24 protein-coding genes are annotated in these 24795 nt (G+C 71.4%); 19 read left to right on the top strand and 5 right to left on the bottom strand.

Annotation, left to right across the window (positions count from 1 at the left end; translation table 11 throughout):
* The first annotated feature begins 45 nt into the window (after positions 1-45).
* Positions 46-2043, top strand: coding sequence for an acetoacetate--CoA ligase (locus AB0B85_RS04195; protein ID WP_357403381.1), 1998 nt, complete (start codon positions 46-48; stop codon positions 2041-2043).
* 149 nt (positions 2044-2192) lie between these two features.
* On the opposite strand, the gene AB0B85_RS04190 is transcribed toward AB0B85_RS04195, so the two are convergent.
* Positions 2193-2882 carry a TIGR03089 family protein gene (locus tag AB0B85_RS04190; protein ID WP_357403379.1) on the bottom strand — a complete coding sequence of 230 codons (690 nt, stop codon included), beginning with the start codon at positions 2880-2882 and terminating at the stop codon, positions 2193-2195.
* A 154-nt stretch (positions 2883-3036) separates the two neighbouring features.
* Here AB0B85_RS04190 and AB0B85_RS04185 point away from each other — a divergent pair, with 154 nt between their 5' ends.
* Positions 3037-4182, top strand: coding sequence for a glycosyltransferase family 1 protein (locus tag AB0B85_RS04185; protein ID WP_357403377.1), 1146 nt, complete (start codon positions 3037-3039; stop codon positions 4180-4182).
* 63 nt (positions 4183-4245) lie between these two features.
* Positions 4246-5337, top strand: a complete 1092-nt coding sequence (locus AB0B85_RS04180; RefSeq protein WP_357403375.1) for a sugar phosphate nucleotidyltransferase — start codon at positions 4246-4248, stop codon at positions 5335-5337.
* Here AB0B85_RS04180 and AB0B85_RS04175 read toward each other — a convergent pair.
* Positions 5306-5914 (bottom strand): NUDIX hydrolase, encoded by a 609-nt coding sequence (locus tag AB0B85_RS04175; RefSeq protein WP_357403373.1) that lies wholly within the window; start codon positions 5912-5914, stop codon positions 5306-5308. The genes AB0B85_RS04180 and AB0B85_RS04175 overlap by 32 nt on opposite strands.
* A gap of 39 nt (positions 5915-5953) precedes the next feature.
* On the opposite strand from AB0B85_RS04175, the gene AB0B85_RS04170 reads away from it, so the two are divergent.
* Together AB0B85_RS04170 and AB0B85_RS04165 are read left to right on the top strand one after the other, a co-directional pair.
* Positions 5954-7000: a hypothetical protein gene (locus AB0B85_RS04170; RefSeq protein WP_357403371.1), complete on the top strand. Its 1047-nt coding sequence runs from the start codon at positions 5954-5956 to the stop codon at positions 6998-7000.
* A 287-nt stretch (positions 7001-7287) separates the two neighbouring features.
* Positions 7288-8286, top strand: a complete 999-nt coding sequence (locus AB0B85_RS04165) for a winged helix-turn-helix domain-containing protein (protein WP_357403369.1) — start codon at positions 7288-7290, stop codon at positions 8284-8286.
* A gap of 260 nt (positions 8287-8546) precedes the next feature.
* On the opposite strand, the gene AB0B85_RS04160 is transcribed toward AB0B85_RS04165, so the two are convergent.
* Both AB0B85_RS04160 and cofD read right to left on the bottom strand, forming a co-directional pair.
* Positions 8547-9632 (bottom strand): coenzyme F420-0:L-glutamate ligase, encoded by a 1086-nt coding sequence (locus AB0B85_RS04160; protein ID WP_357403367.1) that lies wholly within the window; start codon positions 9630-9632, stop codon positions 8547-8549.
* Positions 9629-10576, bottom strand: a complete 948-nt coding sequence (cofD, locus tag AB0B85_RS04155) for a 2-phospho-L-lactate transferase (RefSeq protein WP_357403365.1) — start codon at positions 10574-10576, stop codon at positions 9629-9631. Before cofD ends, AB0B85_RS04160 begins: the two co-directional genes overlap by 4 nt.
* Before the next feature lie 97 nt (positions 10577-10673).
* On the opposite strand from cofD, the gene AB0B85_RS04150 reads away from it, so the two are divergent.
* The 6 genes from AB0B85_RS04150 (at position 10674) to AB0B85_RS04125 (ending at position 17370) form a co-directional block, all read left to right on the top strand.
* Positions 10674-11657 (top strand): hypothetical protein, encoded by a 984-nt coding sequence (locus tag AB0B85_RS04150; RefSeq protein WP_357403363.1) that lies wholly within the window; start codon positions 10674-10676, stop codon positions 11655-11657.
* 225 nt (positions 11658-11882) lie between these two features.
* Positions 11883-14426: a bifunctional FO biosynthesis protein CofGH gene (locus AB0B85_RS04145; RefSeq protein ID WP_357403361.1), complete on the top strand. Its 2544-nt coding sequence runs from the start codon at positions 11883-11885 to the stop codon at positions 14424-14426.
* A gap of 157 nt (positions 14427-14583) precedes the next feature.
* On the top strand, positions 14584-14862 hold the full coding sequence (locus AB0B85_RS04140; RefSeq protein ID WP_357403359.1) for a hypothetical protein: 279 nt from the start codon (positions 14584-14586) through the stop codon (positions 14860-14862).
* 51 nt (positions 14863-14913) lie between these two features.
* Entirely contained in the window at positions 14914-16308 is a 1395-nt protein-coding gene (locus AB0B85_RS04135) for a DUF4331 domain-containing protein (RefSeq protein WP_357403357.1), read from the top strand.
* Positions 16309-16324: 16 nt separating this feature from the next.
* Entirely contained in the window at positions 16325-16654 is a 330-nt protein-coding gene (locus AB0B85_RS04130; RefSeq protein ID WP_357403355.1) for a phospholipase, read from the top strand.
* A gap of 458 nt (positions 16655-17112) precedes the next feature.
* Complete coding sequence (locus AB0B85_RS04125; protein WP_007455784.1) at positions 17113-17370, top strand: WhiB family transcriptional regulator; 258 nt, start codon at positions 17113-17115, stop codon at positions 17368-17370.
* A 55-nt stretch (positions 17371-17425) separates the two neighbouring features.
* Here AB0B85_RS04125 and AB0B85_RS04120 read toward each other — a convergent pair whose 3' ends face one another.
* The gene (locus AB0B85_RS04120; protein ID WP_110562108.1) at positions 17426-17875 is read right to left on the bottom strand and encodes a metallopeptidase family protein; all 450 of its coding nucleotides are present in this window, start codon (positions 17873-17875) and stop codon (positions 17426-17428) included.
* 153 nt (positions 17876-18028) lie between these two features.
* Between AB0B85_RS04120 and AB0B85_RS04115 the strand changes: the two genes are divergently transcribed.
* The 8 genes from AB0B85_RS04115 to AB0B85_RS04080 all read left to right on the top strand — a co-directional run bounded on the left by AB0B85_RS04115 (position 18029) and on the right by AB0B85_RS04080 (position 24576).
* Complete coding sequence (locus AB0B85_RS04115) at positions 18029-18403, top strand: DUF3499 domain-containing protein (RefSeq protein ID WP_357403353.1); 375 nt, start codon at positions 18029-18031, stop codon at positions 18401-18403.
* A gap of 441 nt (positions 18404-18844) precedes the next feature.
* Positions 18845-19144: a Scr1 family TA system antitoxin-like transcriptional regulator gene (locus AB0B85_RS04110; protein ID WP_357403745.1), complete on the top strand. Its 300-nt coding sequence runs from the start codon at positions 18845-18847 to the stop codon at positions 19142-19144.
* Positions 19135-19329, top strand: coding sequence for a DUF397 domain-containing protein (locus AB0B85_RS04105; RefSeq protein ID WP_357403351.1), 195 nt, complete (start codon positions 19135-19137; stop codon positions 19327-19329). Before AB0B85_RS04110 ends, AB0B85_RS04105 begins: the two co-directional genes overlap by 10 nt.
* Before the next feature lie 240 nt (positions 19330-19569).
* Positions 19570-20751, top strand: a complete 1182-nt coding sequence (locus AB0B85_RS04100; protein WP_357403349.1) for a spermidine/putrescine ABC transporter substrate-binding protein — start codon at positions 19570-19572, stop codon at positions 20749-20751.
* Positions 20748-21854, top strand: a complete 1107-nt coding sequence (locus tag AB0B85_RS04095) for an ABC transporter ATP-binding protein (RefSeq protein ID WP_357403347.1) — start codon at positions 20748-20750, stop codon at positions 21852-21854. Before AB0B85_RS04100 ends, AB0B85_RS04095 begins: the two co-directional genes overlap by 4 nt.
* On the top strand, positions 21812-22711 hold the full coding sequence (locus tag AB0B85_RS04090) for an ABC transporter permease (RefSeq protein ID WP_357403743.1): 900 nt from the start codon (positions 21812-21814) through the stop codon (positions 22709-22711). The genes AB0B85_RS04095 and AB0B85_RS04090 overlap by 43 nt, the downstream gene beginning before the upstream one ends.
* Positions 22708-23535, top strand: coding sequence for an ABC transporter permease (locus AB0B85_RS04085; RefSeq protein WP_357403345.1), 828 nt, complete (start codon positions 22708-22710; stop codon positions 23533-23535). Before AB0B85_RS04090 ends, AB0B85_RS04085 begins: the two co-directional genes overlap by 4 nt.
* Before the next feature lie 270 nt (positions 23536-23805).
* A complete protein-coding gene (locus AB0B85_RS04080; RefSeq protein ID WP_357403741.1) occupies positions 23806-24576 on the top strand; it encodes a G5 domain-containing protein in 771 nt (256 codons plus the stop codon).
* Positions 24577-24795: the final 219 nt, after the last annotated feature.

Raw genomic sequence — 24795 nt, 5'->3', positions numbered from 1 at the left:
ACGGCCCATTCACAGTGTCGTGCGGGGCCAGGGGAGGGTGGAGCAGTGGGTGACGTGCTGTGGACGCCGCCGGCGGACGTGCTGGAGCGGTCCCGGATCGGCGACTACCTGCGCTGGCTGCGAGAGCACCGCGGGCTGGACTTCGCCGACTACGACGCGCTGTGGCGGTGGTCGGTCACCGACCTGGACGCGTTCTGGCGCTCGATCTGGGACCACTTCGAGGTGATCGCGCACACCCCGCCGACCGTCACCCTGACCGAGCGGGGGATGCCCGGGGCGCGCTGGTTCCCGGGCGCCACCCTCAACTACGCCGAGAACGTGCTGCGGATGCCGGGCCGCGCCGACGAGGACCCCGTGGTCATCGCGCACGGTCAGACCCGGGAGCCGGTCACCCTCACCGCCGGGGAGTTGCGCGAGCAGGTCCGCCGGGTGTCGGCCGGTCTGCGCCGGCTCGGCGTCACCGCCGGGGACCGGGTGGCGGCGTACGCGCCCAACATTCCCGAGACGTACGTCCTGCTGCTGGCCACCGCCAGCCTGGGGGCCATCTTCTCGTCCTGCGCGCCCGAGTTCGGCACCCGCAGCGTCACCGACCGGTGGCAGCAGATCGAACCGACAGTGCTGGTCGCCGTGGACGGCTACCGCTACGGCGACAAGCCGGTGGACCGCCGCGCCGAGGTCGCCGCGATCCGGGCGGCCCTGCCGTCGTTGCGCCACACGGTGAGCATCGGCTACCTCGACCCGGCGGGCCGCGCGCCCGAGGGCGCGCTGGGCTGGGCGGAGCTGGCCGCGCCCACCGACGAGCCGTCGACGTTCACGCCGGTGCCGTTCGACCATCCGCTGTACGTGCTCTACTCCTCGGGCACCACAGGCCTGCCGAAGCCGATCGTGCACGGCCACGGCGGCATCCTGCTGGAACACCTGAAGATGCTCGCCCTGCACCACGACCTCGGCCCGGCCGACCGGTTCTTCTGGTTCACCACCACCGGCTGGATGATGTGGAACTTCCTGGTCTCCGGGCCGGCGGTGGGCGCGGCCATCGTGCTCTTCGACGGAAACCCGGGGGTCCGGGCGGAGCCCGGCCGGCCGGCCGAGCCCGACCTCGGCGCGCTGTGGCGGCTGGCGGCCGAGACCGGCACCACGTACTTCGGCACCTCCGCCCCGTTCCTGCTGGCCTGCCGCAAGGCCGGCGTGGTGCCCCGCGAGGTCGCCGACCTGTCTGCGCTGCGCGGCGTCGGTTCCACAGGTGCGCCGCTGCCCGCCGAGGGCTTCGGATGGGTGTACGAGACCGTCAGCGACCAGGTGCAGCTCCAGTCGCTCTCGGGCGGCACCGACGTGTGCACGGGCTTCGTCGGCGGGGTGCCGCTGCTGCCGGTGTACGCCGGCGAGATCGCCTGCCGCGCGTTGGGCGCCAAGGTGGAGGCCCGCTCGGCAGACGGCACCCCGGTGCTCGGCGAGCTGGGCGAGCTGGTGATCACCGAGCCGATGCCGAGCATGCCGGTGGGCTTCTGGAACGACCCGGACGGCACCCGTTACGCCGAGGCGTACTTCTCCGTCTACCCGGGCGTCTGGCGGCACGGTGACTGGATCACCATCAACTCCCGGGGCGGCTGCGTGATCACCGGGCGCTCCGACGCCACCCTCAACCGTGGCGGGGTCCGGCTCGGCACCGCAGAGTTCTACTCGGTGGTCGAGGGCCTCGACGAGGTCGTCGACTCGGTGGTGGTGCACCTGGAGGACGACGAGGGCGGCGCGGGTGAACTGCTGCTCTTCGTGGTCCTGGCCGACGGCCTGACTCTTGACGACGGGCTGCGCAAGAAGATCTGCCGCGAGCTGCGCACCGCGCTCTCACCCCGGCACGTGCCCGACGAGATCCACCAGGTACGCGCCGTGCCCCGCACCCTCTCGGCGAAGAAGCTCGAGGTGCCGGTCAAGAAGATCCTCACCGGCACCCCGGTCGACCAGGCAGCGGCCAAGGGCGCGCTGGTGAACCCGGATTCGCTCAACGCGTTCGCCGCCCTGGCCCAGTCCCGCCCCCGCCCCTAACCCCAACCCCAACCCCCCGCCCCCCACCCTCCCTGGCGTCGATCATGGAGTGGTGGTGCCCCATAAAAGGCGCATTTCGCCGCCATTCGCCCACCATGACTCCATGATCGACGCGGGCGGGGGCGGGAGGGCCGGGATTAGGGGTGGGGTTAGGGGAGGGGGTGGGTGACTTTTTCGCTGGTCAGCCGGGTGGCCAGGCGGGTCGGGTCCGGGTTGGCGCACAGGACCACAGTCGCGGCCCGGGTCAGCGGCGCCAGCAGCCAGTCGACCGGGTCGGGGTAGCGGTCGGCGTCGACGAGGACCCTTGCGCCTTGCTCGATGCCCAGCTCCGCGGCGCGCGCCTCGGCGCGGGCCAGCAGATGCGCGTCCGCCTGGCCAGGGCCGGGCTGCGGGGTGAAGTGGTCGCCGTGCCCGCGTACCTCGACCACGTAGTCGACGAAGCCGGGCGGCACCTGCCGCAGCGGGGCGGCGAGCGGGGCGAGGCCCAGGGCGTACCGCTCGTCGGCGGACCAGGACTGTGCCTCGTCGAGCCGGTCGGCGGCGGCGAAGAGCACGTCGACCTCGCCCGGTGTGTCGATGACGGTCACCTTGGCCGACCAGCAGCCCAGCAGGACGGCGGCGGTCTGCCAGTGCGGGGGGAGCAGCACGCCGGCCGGGGTGCCCGGGGCGAGGCCGACCTCGTCGACGAGAAGGTTGGCGGTCTTCGCCACCCAGTTCGCCACTGTCGCGCCGGAGAGTTCGGTGCGGTCGCCGGTGGAGTCGTCGTACCAGGTGAGCAGCGGTCGGGTCGGGTCGGTCGCGATCGCGTCGGCGAACACCCGGGCAATGTTGTCGGCCATCGGGGCGAACGATACGCCTCTCCCGCCCGTACTCGATGACGATGACAAGTCGGCGTACCGTCGGGTCGCAGTCAGCGTCGGCCCCGCGCTCCGGCGTAGGCTTGACCCCCGGAGTGTTCTTCCCCACAGACCCGCCAGTGCAAGGAGTCGCCACGTGACCGCCGGTCGCCCGCCCCGCGTGCTCATCGACGCCACGAGTGTCCCCGCCGACCGTGGTGGCGTCGGTCGATACGTCGACGGCCTGCTCGGTGCCCTCGGCAAGGTGTGCGGGTCGGGGGTGGAGTTGGCGGTGGTCAGCCTCCGCACCGACCTGGAGCGTTACACCCGGATGCTGCCCGGCGCGGAGATCATCCCAGCGCCGGCGGCCGTGGCGCACCGCCCGGCCCGGCTCGCCTGGGAGCAGACCGGCCTGCCGCTGCTCGCCCAGCAGGTGAGCGCCGACGTGCTGCACTCGCCGTTCTACACCTGCCCGCTGCGGGCCGGTTGCCCGGTCACGGTCACCGTGCACGACGCGACGTTCTTCACCGAGCCGGAGCACTACGACAAGTCCCGCCGCACGTTCTTCCGCAGTGCCATCAAGACCTCGATGCGGCGTGCCAACCGGGTGATCGTGCCCAGCAAGGCCACCCGCGACGAGCTGATCCGGCTGCTCGACGCCGACCCCACCCGGATCGACGTGGCCTACCACGGCGTCGACCAGGCGGCCTTCCACGCCCCGACCGAGGAGGAGAAGGCTCGGGTCCGCGCCCGGCTGGGGCTGGGCAACAGCAGCTACGTGGCCTTCCTCGGCGCCAAGGAGCCGCGGAAGAACGTGCCGAACCTGATCCGTGGTTGGGCGCGTGCGGTGTCCGACCGGGCCGAGCCACCGGCCCTGGTGATCGCCGGTGGGCAGGGGCACGACGACGACATCGACCGGGCGGTGGCCGAGGTCCCGTCGCACCTACGCCTGCTGCGCCCGGGCTACCTGCGCTACGCCGACCTGCCCGGTTTCCTCGGTGGGGCACTCGTGGCCGCCTATCCGTCCTACGGCGAGGGGTTCGGGCTGCCGATCCTGGAGGCCATGGCGTGCGCCGCCCCGGTGCTGACCACGCCCCGGCTATCGCTGCCCGAGGTGGGTGGGGACGCTGTCGCGTACACCTCCGAGGACCCGGAGCAGATCGGCACCGACCTGGCCGCGCTGCTCGACGACGAGCAGCGGCGGTTGTCGCTGGCGAAGGCGGGCTTCGACCGGGCCAAGGAGTTCACCTGGGAGTCCAGCGCCGAGGTGCACATCGCCGCCTGGAGTCGCGCCCGTTCCTGATCCCCGGGGGCCCTGGTGGTGACCCGTGCCACTGCCGGCGGCTGCGTCGGGCATGATGTGCGGATGCTTTATGCGGTTATTCCGGCAGGTGGCAGCGGCACGAGGTTGTGGCCGTTGTCCCGCGCCGGCCACCCCAAGTTCCTCCATCCGTTGACCGGCACCAGTTCCTCGCTGCTCCAGGCGACGGTGGAGCGGCTCGCGCCGCTGACCACACCGGAGCGGACCCTGGTGGTCACCGGCGCCGCGCACGTCGCGGCGGTGGCTCGGCAGCTGACCGGTCTGCCGGAGGAGAACATCCTGGTCGAGCCCTCCCCGCGGGATTCGTGCGCGGCGATCGCGCTGGCCGCCGCGGTGATCGCGGTGCGCGACCCGGAGGCGGTGATGGGCAGCTTCGCTGCCGACCACCTGATCGGCGACCCGGGCAGTTGGGTACGCACGGTCCAGGAGGCGGTCCGGGGGGCCGAGCAGGGGATGCTGATGACGGTCGGGATCACCCCGACCCGCCCGGAGACCGGCTACGGCTACCTGGAGACCGGCGAGGAGACCGACGGCGTTCCGTGGCGGCCGGTGGCCGAGTTCAAGGAGAAGCCGGGCGCGGAGGTCGCCGAGGCGTACGTCCGTTCCGGCCGGCACCTGTGGAACGCGAGCATGTTCGTGTGGCGGGTGGATGTCTTCCTCGCCGAACTGGCCCGCCAGCAGCCGGCGTTGCACGCTGGTGTCACCGCGATCGCCGCCGCCTGGGGCACCCCCGAGCAGGACGAGGTGCTCGGCGCGATCTGGCCGACCCTGCCGAAGATCTCCGTCGACTACGCGGTGATGGAGGGCGCGGCCACCGCGGGACGGGTCGCGACGGTACCGGGCGACTTCGGTTGGAACGACGTCGGCGACTTCCACACCCTGGGTGAGGTGCTGCCGGCCGACGACGCGGGCAACGTGGTACTCGGCACCGACGCCAAGCCCGGGGTGCTCCTGCGGGACAGCGCCAACCTGGTGGTGGTGCCGCAGTCCGGCCGGTTGGTGGCGGTGCTCGGGCTGCGCGACCTGATCGTGGTGGACACCCCGGACGCGGTGCTGGTCTGCCCGCGTGACCAGGCCCAGGGCGTCAAGGCCCTGGTCGACGAGCTCAAGGCGCGCGGCGAAGAGGGCTACGTCTGAAAGCTGCCAGGGCGGGCGCGATCAGTTGTACGGTCCCGCCGGCCAGCGGCTCGGGTAGTTGGTCCGGCGGAAACCAGCCCAACTCCTCGGCCTCGTCGCTGATCTGCTCCACCGCGCCGGGCGGGGCGACCACCGCGAACCGGACGTCGTGGTGGCGGGAGCCGCCCTGACAGAGCACCTCGTGCACGTCGACGTCGATCGGCACCGGGTCGATGCGCAGGCCGGCGATCCCGGACTCCTCGGTGGCCTCGCGCAGCGCGGCGGCCACCAGGGTCTGGTCGACCGGCTCACAGTGCCCGCCGAGCTGCACCCACCTACCGAACTTCACGTGCAGGCAGAGCAGCACCCGCGTGGCGGTGGCGTCCAGCACCAGCGCGCTCGCGGTGATGTGCCCGGGGCGGTGCTGCCGGCTCATCGCGATCGGCCCAGCCCCGAGCAGGGCGAGGGTCCGGTCCCGCGCGGTGGCGGCGGCCGGGCTGGTCGGCTGCCAGCCTTCGAGCAGCGCGGTCGCGTCGGCGTGCAGCGGCGCGTACACCTGGGGGTCGGTCGGCTGGGCGGTGATCGGGGTGTCGGGCACCCCGTCACTGTACGAGCGGCCCCTCCGTACGCTGACTCGGTGACCCTGCGACTCGTCGAATTCGTGGTGGCCGGCAACGAGGCGAGCGATCTGCTGCCGGTGCGCTCGGCGGCGTTGCTGCGTGCGTACGGGGCCCGGCGGGGCTTCTGGACGGTGCTGGACGAGGGGCCGGTGGAGCGCTGCCTGGCATTGCTGCTGGAGCGGGATGACGGCGAGTGGACGGCCCGGCACGTGCTGGCGGACGCCGGTGTGCAGAACGGGCGGACCGAGGATGGCGAGGCGCTCGCCCAGCACGACGGCTGGGTGTACGTCTTCGGCTCCCACTTCGGTTCGAAGGCTGGTCCGCTGCGGCCCCGGCGTGCCTTCGTGGCCCGTTTCCGGGAGGACGACGCGGCGGCCGGGCCGGTGCCGGTGCAGGTGGTGCGCAATTCGTTCCGGCTGCACCGGGCGGTGAACGATGCCCTCGCCGGGTCGCCGTTGACCCTGCTGTCACCCGGAGCACGGGTGCGGGCCCGGTTCATCGTGGAGACGCTGGCGCGGGGGACCGCCCGGGAGAAGCGCTGGGTGAGCCGGCTGGCCCCGGACGACCTGCCGTTGAACGTGGAGGCGGCGGCCTTCACTCCGGCCGGGACGGTGCTGCTCGGGCTGCGGTTCCCGGTCACGGCTGCCGGTGAGCCGATCCTGGTGGAGGTCGCCGGTGTGCCGGGCATGTTCGCGGCGGAGCCGGCGTGGCCCGAGGTGTTGCGCGCGTACGTGGTGACCGGGGTGACCCCGCCGGGGAAGCTGACCGGCTTCCGGGCGATCACCCCGACCCCGGACGGCGGGTACGCGGCCGTGATCGGCTCGATCGACGCGCTGGGCAAGGGGTCGGTGCTGTTGGACGACCATCCGCGCGGCGGTGAGGTCACGTCCCGGCACGTCCGCTTCCGACTCCCGGCCGACGGGTCGGCCGAGGTGTGTCGGCTCGTCGGGGAGCCGGTGCGGGACCTGGCACCGTTTCACCACGTGGAGGGACTGGCCGAGCTGGACGGGCGACCGTTCTACGTCACGGACGAGGATCACCGGGTCGCACTCTGGGTTGGTTGAGTCGAGTGGGTGACGGGGTGAGGCTGGATGACCGGACGGCACCTCTGCGGAGCAAGGGCCGCAGACCCTCGTGGTGCCGCCCGATCACCGGGGCCTCCCCAGACCCGGTGCCCTGGTCCCGGAGCGTCGAGGACGCACCGGCACGGTGTTCGGGCACTGGAAGCATCTCGAACCCCTCCGGCGCCGTCGAGCTTTTTCAGCCCAGGCTTAAAGATGGAGATTAGTGCCGTCCAGGTAGAGTCGAACGGTCGCCCGGCATCCCCCTGCCGGCGACACTGGAGCACTCCATGCTGAAGATCCACTTTTCCGGGGAGGACATCCTCCGGACCCGGGTGGCGCCGGCGGCGGACCCGGTCTGGGAGTTGGTCCTCAGCCTGCACGCACTGCGAAGCCGCAACCGCGATCCGTTGACGGCGAACTGGCGGCGCACCGTGTCCCAAGGGCTGCGCCAGGACGTCGGCTCCGAACAACTCCGGTTGCTCTTCGCGTTGAGCCCGCCGCGCGGCTACTTCCCGGACTTCCTCACCCCGTACGCAAGCGTCGACGGCTTCGAGGCCGGGCTGGAGGCGCTCCGCAGCACCCCGACCGGAATGCTGCAGCGAGACCTGAGCGTGCTCGCGGCCGAGAACCAGTTGCCGCCCTCGGCCGCCGCGCTGGCCCGGGGAGAGGTGGCGGTGCTGCACCACCTCGCCGATTCGATGGTCCAGTACCGGTCGTTGGCGATCAACCCGTACTGGAGCCGGATTCAGTCGGCGGTCGCGGCGGACCGGGCGCACCGGGCCAGGGCGCTGCTCGACGGTGGTGTCGAGGGGTTGCTCACCAGCCTCCGGCCGGCCATGCGCTGGGGCGGTGGGGTGCTTGAGGTCCGCAACTACCCACACAGCCGGGAGCTGCACCTGGACGGTCGAGGGCTGCTGCTGGTCCCGTCGTTCTTCTGTGCGGACACGCCTGTCGCCCTGCTGGACCCGGCCCTGCCGCCGGTGCTTGTCTACCGGGTGGACCGGCTGGGCGGGCTGGCGTCGGCCGACGGCACCGGCGCAGCCCGGTCCGCTGCCGGACGCGACTCACTTGCCGCGCTGCTCGGCCGCACCAGGGCGGCGGTGTTGCAGGCCAGCGACGAGGGCTGCACCACCGGCGAGGTCGCCCGCCGGCTCAACATCTCACCGGCGGCGGCGAGCCAACACGCCACGGTGCTGCGCAACGCCGGTCTGCTGGTCAGCCACCGGGACCGCAACAGCGTGCTGCACACGTTGACCCCGCTCGGCCGGGCCATGCTGGACGCCTGACCCGGCCACCGCGCGAGCGTTGGCGCTGACCGGGCCGGCCGTCTCCTACCGCGTGAGCGCGGCGTCCGCCGGGCCGCTGGGACGGATCGCCCGGCCGTCTCCCACCACGCGAGCGCGGCGCTGGCCCCGGCCGGTTGGGCGGATCGCCTGGCCGTCTCTCGCCGTGCTCGCCCGGCCGGTGGGACGGATCGCTCGGCCGTGTCTCACCGCGGTAAGCGCGGCGCTGGCCGGGCCGGTTGGACGGACGGCCCGGCCGTCTCTCAGAGCGCGAGCGCGGCGCTGGCCGGGCTGCCGGGCGGCGGTGGCAACAGCGTCGACCCGACGCCCTGGGCGGCCAGGGCGACGCGCAGTCGGTGCAGGTCGGCACCGAAGCGAACCAGGCCGATCGGGTCGACCGGGGTCGGGGGCGAGCCGAGCAGCAGGGTTGCCCCCTCCGGCCAGCCGGGCATCTCGGCGACCAGTCCGGCGCGTACCTCGGCCTCGTCGACCAGGGTGAAGACCGTGCCGGGGGTGACCACCTCGGCAACCGCGTCGATCGCCCGTCGCACCGCGGTCAGGTCGGCCGGCGTGGGACCGGGACCGTCGGCCAGGGTGGCGGCGTCGGCCAGCCCCGCGGCTCGGGCTTCGGCGGTGCCGAGCGCGAAGAGGTCCTGTGCCCCGTCGCGGATCAGCGCCCGCGCGCCACCGGCGTCGTCCGGGGTGGTGGCGGACAGGTAACCCCGCACGACCGCGACGGGGACCTGATCACACTTGCCCTTGATCAGCTCACCGGCGGCGGCCAGCTCGTCCACCACCGCCATCTGGGTCAGCTGAAGCTCGTTGCCGTACGGGTCGACCTCGCCCCGGTGGTCGCGGATCGCCGGCATGCCGGCCACGCCCAGCGCCACGTCGGTGAGCCCGTTGCGCCAGGGCCGGCCCATGGTGTCGCTGACGATCACGGCCACGTCCAGCTCGTAGCGTTCGCGCAGCGCGTCGCGGAGCGCCCGTGCCGAGGCGTCCGGGTCGACCGGCAGCAACACCAGCTGGGTCTTGTCCACGTTCGACGCGTCGATACCGGCGGAGGCCATCACGAAGCCGTGGTGGGTCTGCACGATCCGGGTCGGCCCCCGGCTGGCGACCACCCGTGCCGTCTCACCGGCCAGGACCTCGTCCCGTGCGGCCAGCCGCTCGGGCCCGTCCGCCGGCACGTCGACAAGTCGCCCCTCCGACTTGGAGACGATCTTGCTGGTCACCACGAGCACGTCCCCGTTCCGCAGCCACGGCGCCGCGGTGGCGATCATCGCCGCCAGGTCGTCACCCTCGGTCACGTGGCCGATGCCCAGCACCGGCAGGATCTCCAGCCTCACGTCAACTCCACTGCGGCGCGGACCATGGCCACCGTCGCCGCCTCGTCGGTCATCCGCAGCGGCATCGCGCGGACGGTCACTCCCGGCACCACAGTGCCAGCGTCCTCGTCGGCCACCAACCAGCCGTCCAGCAGGCCACCATCCGACCGGCCCCCGTAGAGACGGCCCACCCCGGCGGCGCTGCACTCGACATCCAGCACGGCGAGACAGCGGTCGGCCATCCCCCGCACCGGAGCGCCGCCGATGATCGGCGCGACGCCCACCACCGGCGCCGGGCCGTCCGCCACCGCCTCCCTCAGCCCCGGTACGGCCAGCACCGGCGCGACGCTCACCACCGGGTTGCTGGGGGCGACGAGCACCAGGTCGGCCGAGCCGATCGCGTCCAGCACCCCGGGTGCCGGCTTCGCCGTCTCCGCACCGACGAAGACGAAGCGGTGGGTGGGGATGTCGGCCCGGTGCCGGACCCACCACTCCTGGAAGTGGATCGCCCGCTGCCCCTGCTCGTCCTCCACCACCGCATGGGTCTCCAGGCGGTCGTCGGTCGCCGGCAGCAAACGCACCCCCGGCTGCCAGCGGGTGGACAGCGCCTCGGTGACCGCGCTCAACGGGTAACCGCCGTTGAGCATGGTGGTGCGCACCAGGTGGGTGGCGATGTCCTTGTCGCCGAGGCCGAACCAGTCCGGCTGCGCCCCGTACGCGGCCAGCTCGCCCTTGACCGTCCAGCTCTCACCGACCCGACCCCAGCCCCGCTCCGGGTCCGCGCCCCCGCCGAGCGTGTACATCACGCTGTCCAGGTCGGGACAGATCTTCAACCCGTGCAACCACAGGTCGTCGCCGACGTTGACCACGGCGGTCACCTCCGCGCCGACTTCGCGGGCGTACGCCCGGACGCCGAGCAGGAACCGGGCGCCGCCGATGCCGCCGGCCAGAACCACGATGTGCATGACGACCATCCTCGCGCACGTGACGCCTGCGGTCCGCCTGTGGCCCTGGAGACTAGGCTCACGTGCGCCCTGTCCGTTCAGCCCCGAGGGGGAGCTCGTGACCAGCCCCGCCGAGCCCGCGTCCGCCGACGCGGCGCAGGCCCGCCAGCTGACCAAGCCACTACGCGAACTCGCCGCGCTCGCGTTGCTCGGCGCCAACGCCGTGTTTCTCTTCGTGGGACTGCTCCGGCTGATCGGCCCGGACGACTCCGTCACCGGTCGGGCCGGTGCCGCCTTCGACACGTTCGTCGGGGTGACGGCGGTGGTCCTGCCGCTGCTGGCCGTGCTGCTGGCCACGCACATCTCGCCGGTGCTGCCGAAGGCCAAGCTGATCACGCAGGTGGCCGTCGGTGAGTACGGGGTCAGCGCGCTGTTCGGCACGCTCACCCTGCTGATCTGGACGGTCGGCAGGTTGGCCGACGGCGAGGTGCTCGACGCGCTCCTCGGTGTGCTCACCCGGTTCGCCTGGATGGTCATCTTCGCGGTGGCCGCCTGGGTCGTCTACACCATCTGGCGTGCGCACTACTACGTGCCACGACCCAAGCCTCAGCCCGGTGTCTACGGTCAGCCGCAGCCAGGCTGGCCGCAACAGCAGGGTGGCTGGCCGACCCCGGGGCAGCCCGGTGGTCAGCCGCAGGGCGGGTGGGCCGCTCCCGGCCAGCCCGATCAGTTCGCCGGCCAGTACGCCCAGCCGTCGCCGCCGTTCCAGGCCCCGCAGTCGGCCCCACCGCACCCGCAGTCCGCGCCGCCGTTCCAGTCCGCCCCGCAGTCCGCGCCGCCGTTCCCGCAGTCCGCGCCGCCGGTGAACTCCGCGCCGCCGTCCCCGGCCGCGCCACCGTTCGGGCAGCCGTCTTCGGCCGATCCGACGCAGGCGATTCCCCGCCCCGTCGACCGGGCCGCTGCCGATCCGACGCAGGCGATCCCTCGCCCCGCCGACCGGGCCGCTGCCGATCCGACGCAGGCGATCCCTCGCCCCGCCGACCCAGACGACGACCGCACCCAGCACATCAAGCCCGGCGAACACCCCGACCAGCCCCGCTGAGTCGGCCCGGCGAGGTGACTCCATGATCACATCATGATGAGTAGTTCCCCAGCGCACCTGGCAACTACTCATCATGATGTGATCACCGTGCGGCCGCACGAGCGGGGCGCCGGGCGCGAGGTCGCCGGGGCGGGCACCAGCTTCGGTGCGAGCCAGGTGGGCCATTTTTCACTGTGCGGCCCCGGGTCTGGTCAGGTGGGCTCGCGCTGCGCATAGGCTGAGCGGATGGTTGATCGCACCCAAACTGGCCCGAGTGACGCTAGTGTGCGGCGGGCGCTGGGCCGGGCCGCTACCGGGCGGGCACTTGATGTCGACGAGGCAGCCGCGCTGCTGTCCGCTCGCGGTGACGCGCTCGACGAGCTGCTCCAGGTGGCCGGTGGGATCCGCGATGCCGGGCTGCGGGACGCCGGGCGGCCGGGCGTGGTCACGTACTCGAAGAAGGTTTTCATCCCGTTGACCCGGCTGTGCCGGGACCGCTGCCACTACTGCACCTTCGCCACGGTGCCGCACCGGCTGCCGGCGCCGTTCCTGGACCGCGACGAGGTGCTGGCCATCGCGCGGGCCGGTGCCGAGCAGGGCTGCAAGGAGGCCCTCTTCACGCTCGGTGACCGTCCCGAGGAGCGCTGGCCGGCGGCCCGGAGTTGGCTCGACGAGCGCGGCTACGACTCCACACTGGACTACCTGCGGGCCTGCGCGGTGGCCGTGCTTGAGGAGACCGGGCTGCTGCCGCACCTCAACCCTGGCGTGCTGTCCTGGTCGGAGCTGCAACGGCTCAAGCCGGTGGCCCCGAGCATGGGGATGATGCTGGAGACCACAGCGACCCGGCTGTGGTCCGAGCCAGGCGGCCCGCACTACGGCTCACCGGACAAGGAGCCCGCGGTCCGGCTGCGGGTGCTCGACGACGCGGGGCGGGTGGGGGTGCCGTTCACCACCGGCATCCTGATCGGCATCGGGGAGACGCCGGCCGAGCGGGTGGACGCGCTGTTCGCGATCCGCCGCGCCCACCGGGAGTACGGCCACCTCCAGGAGGTGATCGTGCAGAACTTCCGCGCCAAGCCGGACACGGCGATGCGCGGCATGCCCGACGCGGAGCTGCACGACCTGGCCGCCACCGTGGCGGTGGCCCGGCTGCTGCTCGGCCCGAAGGCCCGGATCCAGGCCCCGCCGAACCTGATCGCCGGCGAGTACGACCTGTTGCTGCGCGCCGGCATCGACGACTGGGGTGGCGTCTCGCCGCTCACCCCCGACCACGTCAACCCGGAACGTCCGTGGCCGCAGATCGACGAGTTGGCCCGGCACACCGAGCTGGCCGGGTTCACGCTGCGGGAGCGGTTGACGATCTACCCCGAGTACGTGCGCGCGGGTGACCCGTGGCTCGACCCGAGGCTGCTGCCGCACGTCAGCGCCCTCGCCGACCCGGCCACCGGCCTGGCCGTCGAGTCGGCCCTCCCACAGGGGCGTCCCTGGCAGGAGCCGGAGGAGGTGTTCGGCGGGCGTACCGACCTGCACTCCACCATCGACACCACCGGCCGCACCGACGACCGGCGCGGTGACTTCGACAGCGTCTACGGCGACTGGTCCGAGGTCGCCGGCAAGGTCACTCCCGAGGCGGCGGCGCGGCGTGCGGGCGTACCCCCGGTGCCGGCCGGCAGTGGCGCGGACCGGGACGTGGCGGCCGGGTTGCGGCTGGCGGCCGACGACCCGGCGGCGCTGCTCGACCCGCGGCACACCGACGCGGCGCTTGCGTTGTTCGGGGCGGACGGGCCGGCGCTGGACGAGCTGTGCCGGCTCGCCGACGACGTACGCCGCGACGTGGTCGGCGACGACGTCACCTACGTGGTCAACCGCAACATCAACTTCAGCAACGTCTGCTACGTGGGTTGCCGGTTCTGCGCGTTCGCCCAGCGGGAGCGGGACGCCGACGCGTACCGGCTCTCCGTCGACCAGGTCGCCGACCGGGCCGAGGAGGCCTGGGCGGCCGGTGCCAGCGAGGTGTGCCTCCAGGGCGGCATCGACCCGAAGATGCCGGTCACCGGGTACGCCGACATCGTGCGCGCGATCAAGGCCCGGGTGCCCGAGATGCACGTGCACGCGTTCTCACCCATGGAGATCGTCACCGCCGCCGCGAAGGCGGGCGTGCCGGTCCGCGAGTGGTTGACGCAGCTGCGCGAGGCCGGGCTGGACACCATCCCCGGCACCGCCGCCGAGATCCTCGACGACGACGTGCGCTGGGTGCTGACCAAGGGCAAACTGCCGGCCGCCGCCTGGGTCGACGTCGTCAGCACGGCACACGAGCTGGGCATCCGGTCCAGCTCCACGATGATGTACGGCCACGTCGACCACCCCGGGCAGTGGCTTGCGCACTTCCGGGTGCTGGCCGGCGTGCAGGACCGGACCGGCGGGTTCACCGAGTTCGTGGCGCTGCCGTTCGTGCACACCAACGCCCCGATCTACCTGGCCGGCATCGCCCGGCCCGGGCCGACCTGGCGGGAGAACCGGGTCGTGCACGCGATGTCCCGGCTGCTGCTGCACGGCCGGATCGACAACATCCAGTGCTCCTGGGTGAAGCTCGGCGACGAGGGCACCGTGGCGATGCTCCAGGGTGGCTGCAACGACCTGGGTGGCACGCTGATGGAGGAGACCATCTCCCGGATGGCCGGTTCCGGCAACGGGTCGGCGCGTACCGAGGAGCAGTTGCGGGCCATCGCGACGGCGGCCGGGCGGCCGGCGCGCAAGCGGTCGACTGCGTACGGTCACGCCCGGCCCTGAGGTCGAACCTTTCCCCGCCGCCGGCCGTACCACGCGATGCCGGCGGCGGTCGCGGCCACGACCACCGCCGGTACCCCCAGGGCCTCGGCGGCGTCGATGGACGGTGCCGGACCCGTCCGTCCCTGCGGGCGCGTTCGCGCCGCCGGAAAGGTTGCCCATGACCAGTGATCAGCGGAAGCGGCAGTGGCCGCGACTGACCCGCCGGCAGACACTGACCGCCGCGGCCAGCGCCACCCTGGGCGCCGCCGCGCTCACAGTGCCGGGCCTGTCGGCCGCGCAGAACGCCCCCGGCGCGGCCGGACGTGCCGACGAACCGATAGTCGTGCACCTGCGCGATGCCAGATCCGGACGGATGGACGTCTTCGTCGGCGACACGCGGATCGAGGTACGCGACCGCGGCCTGGCGGACCGGCTGCGGCGCGCCGCCCGGCGCTGAACCGGCATTTCGCACCGCCATCCTGTCCCCGCCCAGTGAGGTTGGTCCGCCATGTCTTCCCACCGCGAGGCCCCGGAGATAGCCAAGGATCCGGTCGCCGACAGCTCCGACCTGTACGCGTTCGTCAGCCCCGACAAGCCCGACACCGTGACGTTGATCGCCAACTACGTGCCGTTGCAGCTGCCGTCCGGGGGGCCGAACTTCTTCGAGTTCGGCGACGACGTGCGCTACGAGATCCATATCGACAACGACGGCGACGGCCGCCCGGACGTCACCTACCGGTTCGAATTCACCACCGAGATCACGAATCCGAACAGCTTTCTCTACAACACCGGCAGGATCGACTCGCTTGACAGCGAGACCTGGAACCGGCGGCAGTTCTACAGCCTGACCCGGGTGACCGACGGCCGGGAGCACCGGTTGGCGCACAAGTTGCAGTGCCCGCCGTGCAACGTCGGCCCGCTGTCCACCCCGAAGTACGCCGAGCTGGTGCGGCAGGCCACCTACTCGCTCTCCACCGGGGAACGGGTCTTCGCCGGGCAGCGTGCGGACGGCTTCTTCGTCGACCTGGGGGCGATCTTCGACCTCGGCACGTTGCGGCCGTTCCAGCAGCTGCACGTCGCCGGAAAGAAGATCTTCAAGGCCGAGGGTGAGCCGGTGAACGCGACGGACCGGATGAACGTGCACAGCATCGCTGTGCAGGTGCCGCTGAAGCAGGTGCGCCGCCGCGCCAACCGCTACGGCGCCGGTGACCCCGCGTCGGTGATCGGGGTGTGGACGTCGGCGTCGCGCCGGCAGGTGCGGGTGCTCGGCGACCAGGGTGCCGCGGACACCAGCACCGGGCCGTTCACGCAGGTCTCCCGGCTGGGCAATCCGTTGTTCAACGAGGTCATCGTGCCGATGTCCAAGAAGGACCTGTGGAACTCGCTGCCGCCCACCGAGGACAAGCGGTTCGCCAGGTTCGTCGAGCAGCCGGAGTTGGCGGCCCTGCTGCCGGCGCTCTACCCGGACGTCTTTCCGAACCTGGACCGACTCACCAGGTCGAAGAAGGCCCGCGCGGACCTGGTGGCGATCCTGCTCACCGGCGTACCCGCCGGTCTGATCGACGGTTTCACGAACGCCACAGGTGACGTGCAGGCCGACATGCTGCGGCTGAACACCGCGATCCCGCCGACCCGGCAGCCGGACCGGTTCGGGGTGCTCGGTGGTGACCTTGCCGGTTTCCCGAACGGGCGGCGGGTCGGTGACGACGTGGTGAGTATCGCGCTGCGGGCGATCGCCGGGGTGACCGTGCCGCTGGTGGACAAGACGTTCCGTCCCGACGCGGCGGCTGCCGCTGTCACTCCCGGCCTGAGCGCCGCCGACGTGACAGCGCCGTTCCTCGCGAACTTCCCCTATCTGGGTACGCCGTACGACGGGTTCAACAACCCGCCGGCGGCGTCCTGACCGGGCGGGGGAGGGGATGCACGAGCACACGTACGGGCCGTCGGAGACGGGGAGCGTCGTCCTCGATCTGGGCGGCGACACAGGTGCCCTGATCGTCTACACCGGCCGGGAGTTGCACGGCCGGGAGATCGAGATCAGCCGCGACGACGATCGGCGGGTGCACTCCGCCGTGCGGGAGCGTCGGGTGCGGGACGGCTCCTGCCACAGTGCGGTCTATCCGGATCTTCCCGGCGGGATTTATACCGTCTGGTGGGACGAGAGTACGTCGGTCGGAACGGTTTCTGTCCATGGTGGAGGGATAGCCGAATTCGTCTGGCCCACCAGCGGATTCGGGGCCGCCAGCTGACCTCTTTCGCACCGGTTTCACGCCGCGCCCCGTCCACATTGTGGGCGGGGCGCACGTGCTGTTCCCGGCTCGACGGGCGGTCTGCGCCGTACCGCGTTAACCTGTCCCCCACCAAGATCAGCTTTGCGGTGCGGGTGCCTGACGCCGGGCCGGTGGCGACTCGTCGGGGAGGCGCCACGGCAGAAAAGTCGGGCAACTCGCCGGAGAGGGCGTTACTCGGCCGGGGTCTGAATCGATAGGGCAGGTTGCGAGGCTGGACGGCCCGAGTGGTCGTCCAGGGGTGTCGGGAGGGCGACTCCATTATCAAGTTTGGCTTGACGGCGCACGCATTACACGCGTGTAATTTGAATGGGGTTGTTCGCACGGAACGCAACAAAACGGGACCGGACGGACAAGCACGCCTTTCGCGTGGGGGGTTGCAGCGGCGATGACGCCGGTGCGCGACAAGGAGGCATTTGATGGACGGCCAGCTTGAGGTGGCCGACCTGCTCGGAAACGCGCCGGAGTGGCAGGAGCGGGCGTTGTGCTCGCAGACCGACCCCGAAGCGTTCTTCCCCGAGAAGGGCGGCTCAACCCGCGAGGCGAAGAGGATCTGCTCGCGGTGCGAGGTCAAGACCGAATGCCTCGAATACGCTCTCGGTCACGACGAGCGATTCGGCATCTGGGGTGGGCTCTCCGAGCGGGAGCGGCGCAAGTTGAAGCGGCGGGCCGCCTGAGCGGTGCGAGGTCGGGGCGGTGGGGGCCGCCCGACTCAGCCGTGCGGTGCCCGGGTCAGGCCAGCTCGTCGGGGTCGACCCCGAGCAGGTTCGCCACCTGTTCGATGATCACGTCATGGACGAGGTCGGCGAGGTCCTCGCGGTCCATCGCCCGGAACTCCAGGGGCCGCCGGTACAGCACGATCCGGGGCGGCACCTCCTGTCGGCCCGGCCGGCCGGGCAGGAGCCGGGCCAGCGGGACCTCGCCATCCTCCAGCACGTCGGAGTCGTAGACGTTCAGATCCGGCGGGACGTCCTCGACCGCGAACTCGACACCGGCCAACTCTTTGGCGAACCGACGCTCAAGCGTCTCCACGGTGTCCAGGACCAGGTCGTCGAAGACCTCGGCCTTGGTCCGCGCCAGTGGCACGGTGGCCGGCACCAACCGCCCGCGCAGGCCGCGACCGTGCCGGTCACGGTGCACCCGCCGGCCGGGGCCGGGGCGGCGGTGTTCCGGGCTCGTCATGAGGCAAAGGGTAGCGCCCGCGCCGGGCTGGCCAGCGGCACCGCCATTCCCGTGGCGCGGCGCGTCCGGAACGGCGAACTGTGATCACCACGACGGGCGTGTCGCAACGCGAAGCGATGCGCCGGACCCGGTAATGGAGATACCCTGCCGCACGTGAGGTCACCACGGCGCTGCTCCCGTAACGGCTGCCCCCGGCAAGCGGTCGCCACATTGACCTATGTCTACAACGAGTCGACAGCGGTGGTGGGGCCGCTGGCGGCGTTCGCCGAGCCGCACACGTACGACCTGTGTGAGCCGCACGCCCGCAGCCTGACCGCACCGCGGGGCTGGGACGTGGTCCGGCACGAGGGCGAGTTCGAGCCGCCGCCGCCCACCACCGACGACCTGGTCGCGCTCGCCGAGGCGGTCCGCGAAGCCGCCCGCCCGGCCCCCCGCCCGCCGGAGGACCCGAAGGACCGGTCCCACAGCGACCAGTCCCACTCCACCGGCCGCCGAGGTCACCTCCGCGTCATCCCCCCCAACCACTGACCGCGCGCCCCTTCGGTCCCCGCCCCCTTTCGGCGTTGATCAAGAGGCTTGCGTCAAGAAGGCGCCGACTTCTTGATCAACAGGTATGGGCGAGGTGGGCGCGGGATGATCCACACCTGGTCGGCGATGTGGCGGTGTGGGGTCCGGTTGATACGCCTGATCGGCGACGTGGAGTGGATCAGGCGCCACGGGCGGCGGCGACGTGTAGTGGATCAGTCGCAGGAGTGTGCCGACCTGGCTGGGGACGTTGGTGGGACACCTTCGGGGCGTTTGGTGGGCGTTCCAGAAGCGCGCCGACATGTCTGACCGCCACACGCCGGTAGACCGCAGACATCGCTACGCAGCGTGGTTACCATCCGCCGCAGCGTGCACCGAGCGAGGTCGCGGTGTGCGCCTGGCGGGCGGGAGGCTCCGGTGGCGAATGAGGCGTTGCGGGTGGCGATGGCCGAGGCGGGGGAGACGGTCGAATCGCTGGCAGAGAAGGTTCGCGTCCACCCCAAGATCCGGGTCATCCCGGCCGACGGTCCGTGGCACACCGGCCTGGCTGGCCCCTTCGTGCTGGGTCGCCTGCCCGACGGGACGGAATTGGCGTATCTCGACAACCAGCTCCGCGGTCAGATCGTGACCGATCCCGTCGACATCGCTAGCCTGGGACGCAGGTGGGAGAGCGTCACCGGTGAGGCGCTACCCCAACGCCGGTCGATCGAGCTGATCAGGGAAGTGGCCACGACATGGACATGACCGAAGCCCGCTGGCGCACCGCGACCCGCAGCAGCAACAACGGGGGCGACTGCGTCGAGGTGGCCGACAACCTGCCCGGTCGGGTGCTGGTGCGCGACAGCAAGGACCGCGACGGTGGCACCCTGGCCTTCGCCCCGGCCGCCTGGGCGTCCTTCGTCGACGGTGTGCGCCGATCCGGCCGCTGAGCCGAAGGCGCTGACCCCCGGCCGCTGATCCCCTCGGGTCCACGGAAAACGTGGTGTCACGGCGCGAGGATGGCCCGGTTTCCCGGAAGGCGAGTGGATCAAGCCTTCCGACGTCGCGTGGATCACGCTGAGCGTGACGGACGGCTGCACGGGACGTGACGCGTCGGCCCCGATGCTCTTCTGGCGCCGCCGGTTTGTCATCGTGTCAGGCGTCCACGGCACCGACCCTGAGGAATCGTCATGCGCGCGCCCCTGCGCCCCCTCTCCCGACGTGCACTGCTCACCGGCTCTCTCGGCTCGGCGGCACTGCTCACCATGGGCGGCCTCGCCGCGTGCGGCACCAAGGGCGCCCAGCAGACCGAGGCCGGCTGCGTCAGCGCCGACCTGTCCGGCACCGAGAAGAAGCTCGCCTTCTCCAACTGGCCGCAGTACCTGGACGTGGACGAGCGGGACGAGTCCCGGCGACCGAGCCTTGACGAGTTCGTCAGCAGGACCGGCATCCAGGTCAGCTACACCGAGGACATCAACGACAACAACGAGTTCTTCGCCAAGGTGCAGGGCCAGCTCGCGGCCTGCCAGAGCACCGACCGGGACATCATCGTGCTGAGCGACTGGATGGCGGCCCGGATGATCCGCCTCGGTTGGGTCCAGCAGCTCGACCCGGCGAAGATCCCCAACGTGCGGGCGAACCTGTTGCCGTCGCTGCTCAACCGCTCCTACGACACCGAGAACCGGATGTCGGTTCCGTGGCAGTGCGGCCTCGCCGGGTTGGCGTACAACGGCAACGTCACACGGGAGCTGCGGACCGTCGACGAGCTGCTCACCCGCCCCGACCTGAAGGGCCGGGTGACAGCGCTCAGCGAGATGCGCGACACAATGGGTCTGCTGCTCGGCTCCAACGGACACGACCCCGCCAACTTCACGTCCGCCCAGTTCGACGACGCACTCGCCAAACTCAGGAGGGCAGTCGACTCCGGGCGGATCCGCAGGTTCACCGGCAACGACTACGCGCCCGACCTGGCCAAGGGCGACATAGCCGCGTGCATCGGCTGGTCCGGCGACGTCATCCAACTGTCCGGTGAGGACGCCAAGGTGCGCTTCGTCGCGCCCGACTCCGGGGTGCTGCTCTACAGCGACGACATGCTGGTGCCGAACAGGGCCACCCACCGGGCGAACGCCGAGCAGCTCGTCAACTACTACTACGAGCCGGCGGTCGCCGCGAAAGTCGCCGCGCACGTCAACTACATCTGCCCGGTGCGGGGCGCCCAGGCCGAGATGGAAAAGATCGACCCCCAGCTGGCGGCCAACCCGCTGATCTTCCCCGACGACGCGCTGCTGTCGAAGGCCACCACGTTCATGGCCCTGAACGAGCAGCAGGAGCGGGAGTACGAGGGCAAGTTCCAGCAGGTCATCGGGGCGTGACGAGAGTGGCTAGCGAGACACCCGCCGGCGACCTGCGGCTTGCCGGCCTCACCAAGCGGTTCGGCGCGGTCCCCGCGGTCGACGACCTCAGCCTGACCATCGGGCAGGGCTCGTTCTTCGCTCTGCTCGGCGCGTCGGGCAGCGGCAAGACCACCACCCTGCGGATGATCGCCGGTCTGGAGGAACCGACAAGCGGCCGGGTGCTGCTCGGCGACCGGGACATCACCGGGCTGCGCCCACACCAGCGACCGGTGAACACCGTCTTCCAGAGCTACGCGCTCTTCCCGCACCTCGACGTCTTCGAGAACGTGGCCTTCGGGCTGCGTCGGCGCGGCATCCGCTCGGTGGACGACGAGGTCAACCGCATGCTGTCGCTGGTGCAGCTCGACGGCTACGGCACCCGCCGGCCCGCCGAACTCTCCGGCGGCCAGCAGCAACGGGTCGCACTGGTCCGCGCGCTCGTCAACCGGCCGCAGGTGCTGCTCCTGGACGAGCCGCTCGGCGCGCTGGACCTGAAGCTGCGGCGGCAGATGCAGATCGAGCTGAAGCGCGCACAGACCGAGGTCGGCATCACCTTCGTGCACGTCACCCACGACCAGGAGGAGGCCATGACCATGGCCGACACGGTCGCGGTGCTGAACGGCGGCCGGATCGAGCAACTCGGCGCGCCCGCCGACCTCTACGAGTTCCCCGCCACCGCGTTCGTCGCGAACTTCCTCGGTCAGTCCAATCTGCTCAGCGGCGAGGCCACCGGCGTCAGCGGCGGCGACGTCGCGGTGACCGCGCACGGCGCGCGCTTCTCGGTGCCCGCCGGCCGCTCACGGGCCGACCACGGCCCGGTCCACCTGGGGGTACGCCCGGAGAAACTGCAGCTGGTCGGCTCCGCCGCCCAGGTGCCCGTGGGCCATCAACACGTCGCCGGGGTGGTCACCGACGCCGCCTACGTGGGGGTCAGCACGCAGTACCTGCTGCGGACCGGCTGGGGCGCCGAGTTGTCGGTGTTCGCTGCCAACAGTGGGGCGTCGACGCGGGTGGCGGTCGGCGAGACGGCAGTGGCGCACTGGGATCCCCGGCACGCGTTCCTGCTGGCCGCGTCGTCGTGACCCGGGTGACGCGGCGGCGACTCCGGCCGTACCTCCTGGTGTTGCCCGGGGTGGCCTGGCTGCTGGTGTTCTTCGGGGTGCCGCTGGTGCAGCTCGCGGCGGCCAGCCTGTACGACCCCGACGGTTCGCTCACCACCGGGTACGCGATGACCTGGGCGTTCGGCAACTACCCGGACGTGGTGCGGGCGTACTGGCCGCAGCTTCTGCGCTCGTTCGGCTACGCCGGGGTGGCCCTGGTGCTGGCGCTGCTGCTGGGCTACCCGCTGGCGTACGCGATAGCGCAGAAGGCCGGGCGGTGGAAGAACGTGCTGCTGGTGTGTGTGGTCGCCCCGATGTTCACAAGCTTCCTGGTCCGGACGCTCGCCTGGAAGACCATCCTGTCGGACAGCGGGCCGCTCGTCGGTCTGCTGCGTGACGTGCACCTGCTCGCACCGGAGGGCCGACTGTTGGCCACGCCGTTCGCGGTGGTGCTCGGCCTGACGTACAACTTCATGCCGTTCCTGGTGCTGCCGCTCTACGCGAGCCTGGAGCGGCTGGATCGCAGGTTGCTGGAGGCGGCCGGCGACCTGTACGCGAGCGGCGCGCAGGTGTTCCGCCGGGTGACCCTGCCGCTGTCGAGGCCCGGCCTGGTCGCCGGCACGCTGCTGTTCTTCATCCCGGCCAGCGGCGACTACATCAACGCGGAGCTGCTCGGCACCCCGAACGAGTACATGATCGGAAACGTGGTCGACTCGGCGTTCCTGGTCCGGTTGGACTACCCGCAGGGCGCCGCGCTGTCGTTCCTGCTGATGGCGGCGATCCTCGCGGTGGTCTTCGGCTACCTGCGGTGGGCCGGCCCCGAGGGGGTGCGGTGGTGAGACGCTGGCGCCGGCTGACCGACCACTGGGTGCTGATCGTGGCGCTGCTGGTGCTCGGCTACCTCGCGCTGCCGAACCTGGTGGTGGCGGCGCTCTCGGTCAACCGCCCGTCGAGTCGGCTGTCGTACGACTTCAACGAGTTCACATCTGACAACTGGCGGCGGCCGTGCGCCACGTCGGACATGTGTGCGGCGGTGCTGCGGAGTGCGCAGATCGGGTTCGTCGCCACGGTGGTCGCGACCGTGCTCGGCACCCTGCTGGCGTTCGCGCTGGTCCGGTACCGCCTGCGCGGTCGGACCGGCATCAACATGCTGATCTTCCTGGCGATGGCCACCCCGGAGCTGGTGATGGGCACGTCGCTGTTGGCGCTCTTCGTGTCCGCCGGGGTGCCGCAGGGCTTCTGGACCATCGTGATCGCGCACGTGACGTTCTGCGTGTCGTTCGTGGTGGTCACCGTGCAGGCGCGGCTGGCCGGGATGGACCGGCGGCTGGAGGAGGCCGCCATGGATCTCTACGCCAACGAGTGGCAGACCTTCCGGAGGGTCACCCTGCCGTTGCTGCTGCCCGGCATCGTGGCCGCCGCGCTGCTCGCCTTCTCGCTCAGCTTCGACGACTTCATCGTGACGAACTTCAACGCCGGCACCACTGTCACGTTCCCGATGTATGTCTGGGGCGCCGCCCAGCGGGGCATCCCACCGCAGGTGAACGTCGTCGGTACCGCGATGTTCGGGATCGCGCTGTTGCTGGTCGGGCTCAGCTCGCTGCGCGGTCGACGGGCCCGTCGGTCCGCGCCACGAGTCGGTTCGACGCGGGCCGGGCGCTGAACCCGCCTCGCTGACGGCATCTCGACACCTCACCTGTCCTCTCTCGACGAGCGCCAGCGTTCAGGCGCGTGGTGTGCCGATTTGCGGCTCTTGTTGGTAAAAGCAGCCGCATGATCGGCCCTGGTCGGCCGGCCTGGAGGGTGGCCGCGGGTGTCGTCCGTTGCCCGAGGAAGCGCCAACAGATCACCGCTGCGAAGCGATCGGCGCAGGTGACGAGCACGACGGAGGATATTGCGCACGGTGTTTGCGACGACACTCATCGCCGTGACGATGCAACCACCACAGAATCCGGGCCCGCCGTACCCGCCCTCGGTTGGGCAGGTGCCCCGCCCGAGTTGGTTCCGGCGGGCCAGTCCGGCCCGGCGGACCGCCGTGATCCTCGGCTCGGTGACCCTGTCGATCCTGCTGCTCTGCTGCACCGGCACCGCCATCATCGGCGCGCTGGCCGGCGAGCCGGAGCCGACCACTACCGGCACGGCCGCCGAGCAGGCGGAGCAGCCCATCGTGGCAGCGCCCGCCGAGCCGACCGAGGTCACTTCCACCCCGGTCGCCACTTCACCTGCCACGCCCGACGCGGCCGGGTCCTCGACGCCAGCCTCGCCGACCCCGTCGGCTGCCGCGCCGCCGCCGGTCGTCAAGGTGACGACCGAGACGGTGCAGGCCACCGTCCGGTACGGGGAGCGGACAGTCAAGGACTCGTCGCTGGCCGAGGGGAAGCGGGTCGTCCGGACCAGGGGCGTCAACGGAGTACGAACCCTGACGTACGAGGTGACCACCACGAACGGGGTACGGACGTCCAGGAAGCTCGTCAAGTCCACGGTGACGAAGCAGCCGGTGACCCAGGTCGCCGCCGTCGGCACCAGGAAGCCGCAGTCCTCGACGTGCGACCCGAACTACAGCGGCTGCGTCCCGATCGCCAGTGACGTCGACTGCGCGGGCGGCAGCGGCAACGGCCCCGCCTACGTCAGTGGCCCGATCAGGGTGATCGGCTCCGATATCTACGACCTGGACCGCGACGGCGACGGCACAGCCTGCGACTAACCCCCCACCCCCGCGCCCCACCCCCGTCTGCGTCGATCATGGAGTAGTGGTGGGGGATATTGGCTGACTAGCGGCTTTTGTAGGGCACCACAACTCCATGATCGACGCCGGTCGGGCTCCGGCCTAGGCCGTGTCTTCAAAGGATCTTGATGTCGGATGATGTAGCGCGTGGGTCGTCGCTACGAGTTGTCTGATGTCGAGTGGGATGCGCTGTCGAGG

The sequence above is a fragment of the Micromonospora sp. NPDC049044 genome, assembly GCF_040649215.1.
Taxonomy (GTDB): Bacteria; Actinomycetota; Actinomycetes; order Mycobacteriales; family Micromonosporaceae; genus Micromonospora.
The sequence above is the reverse complement of the archived record's forward strand: the minus strand, read 5'-3'. Positions and strand labels throughout refer to the sequence as shown.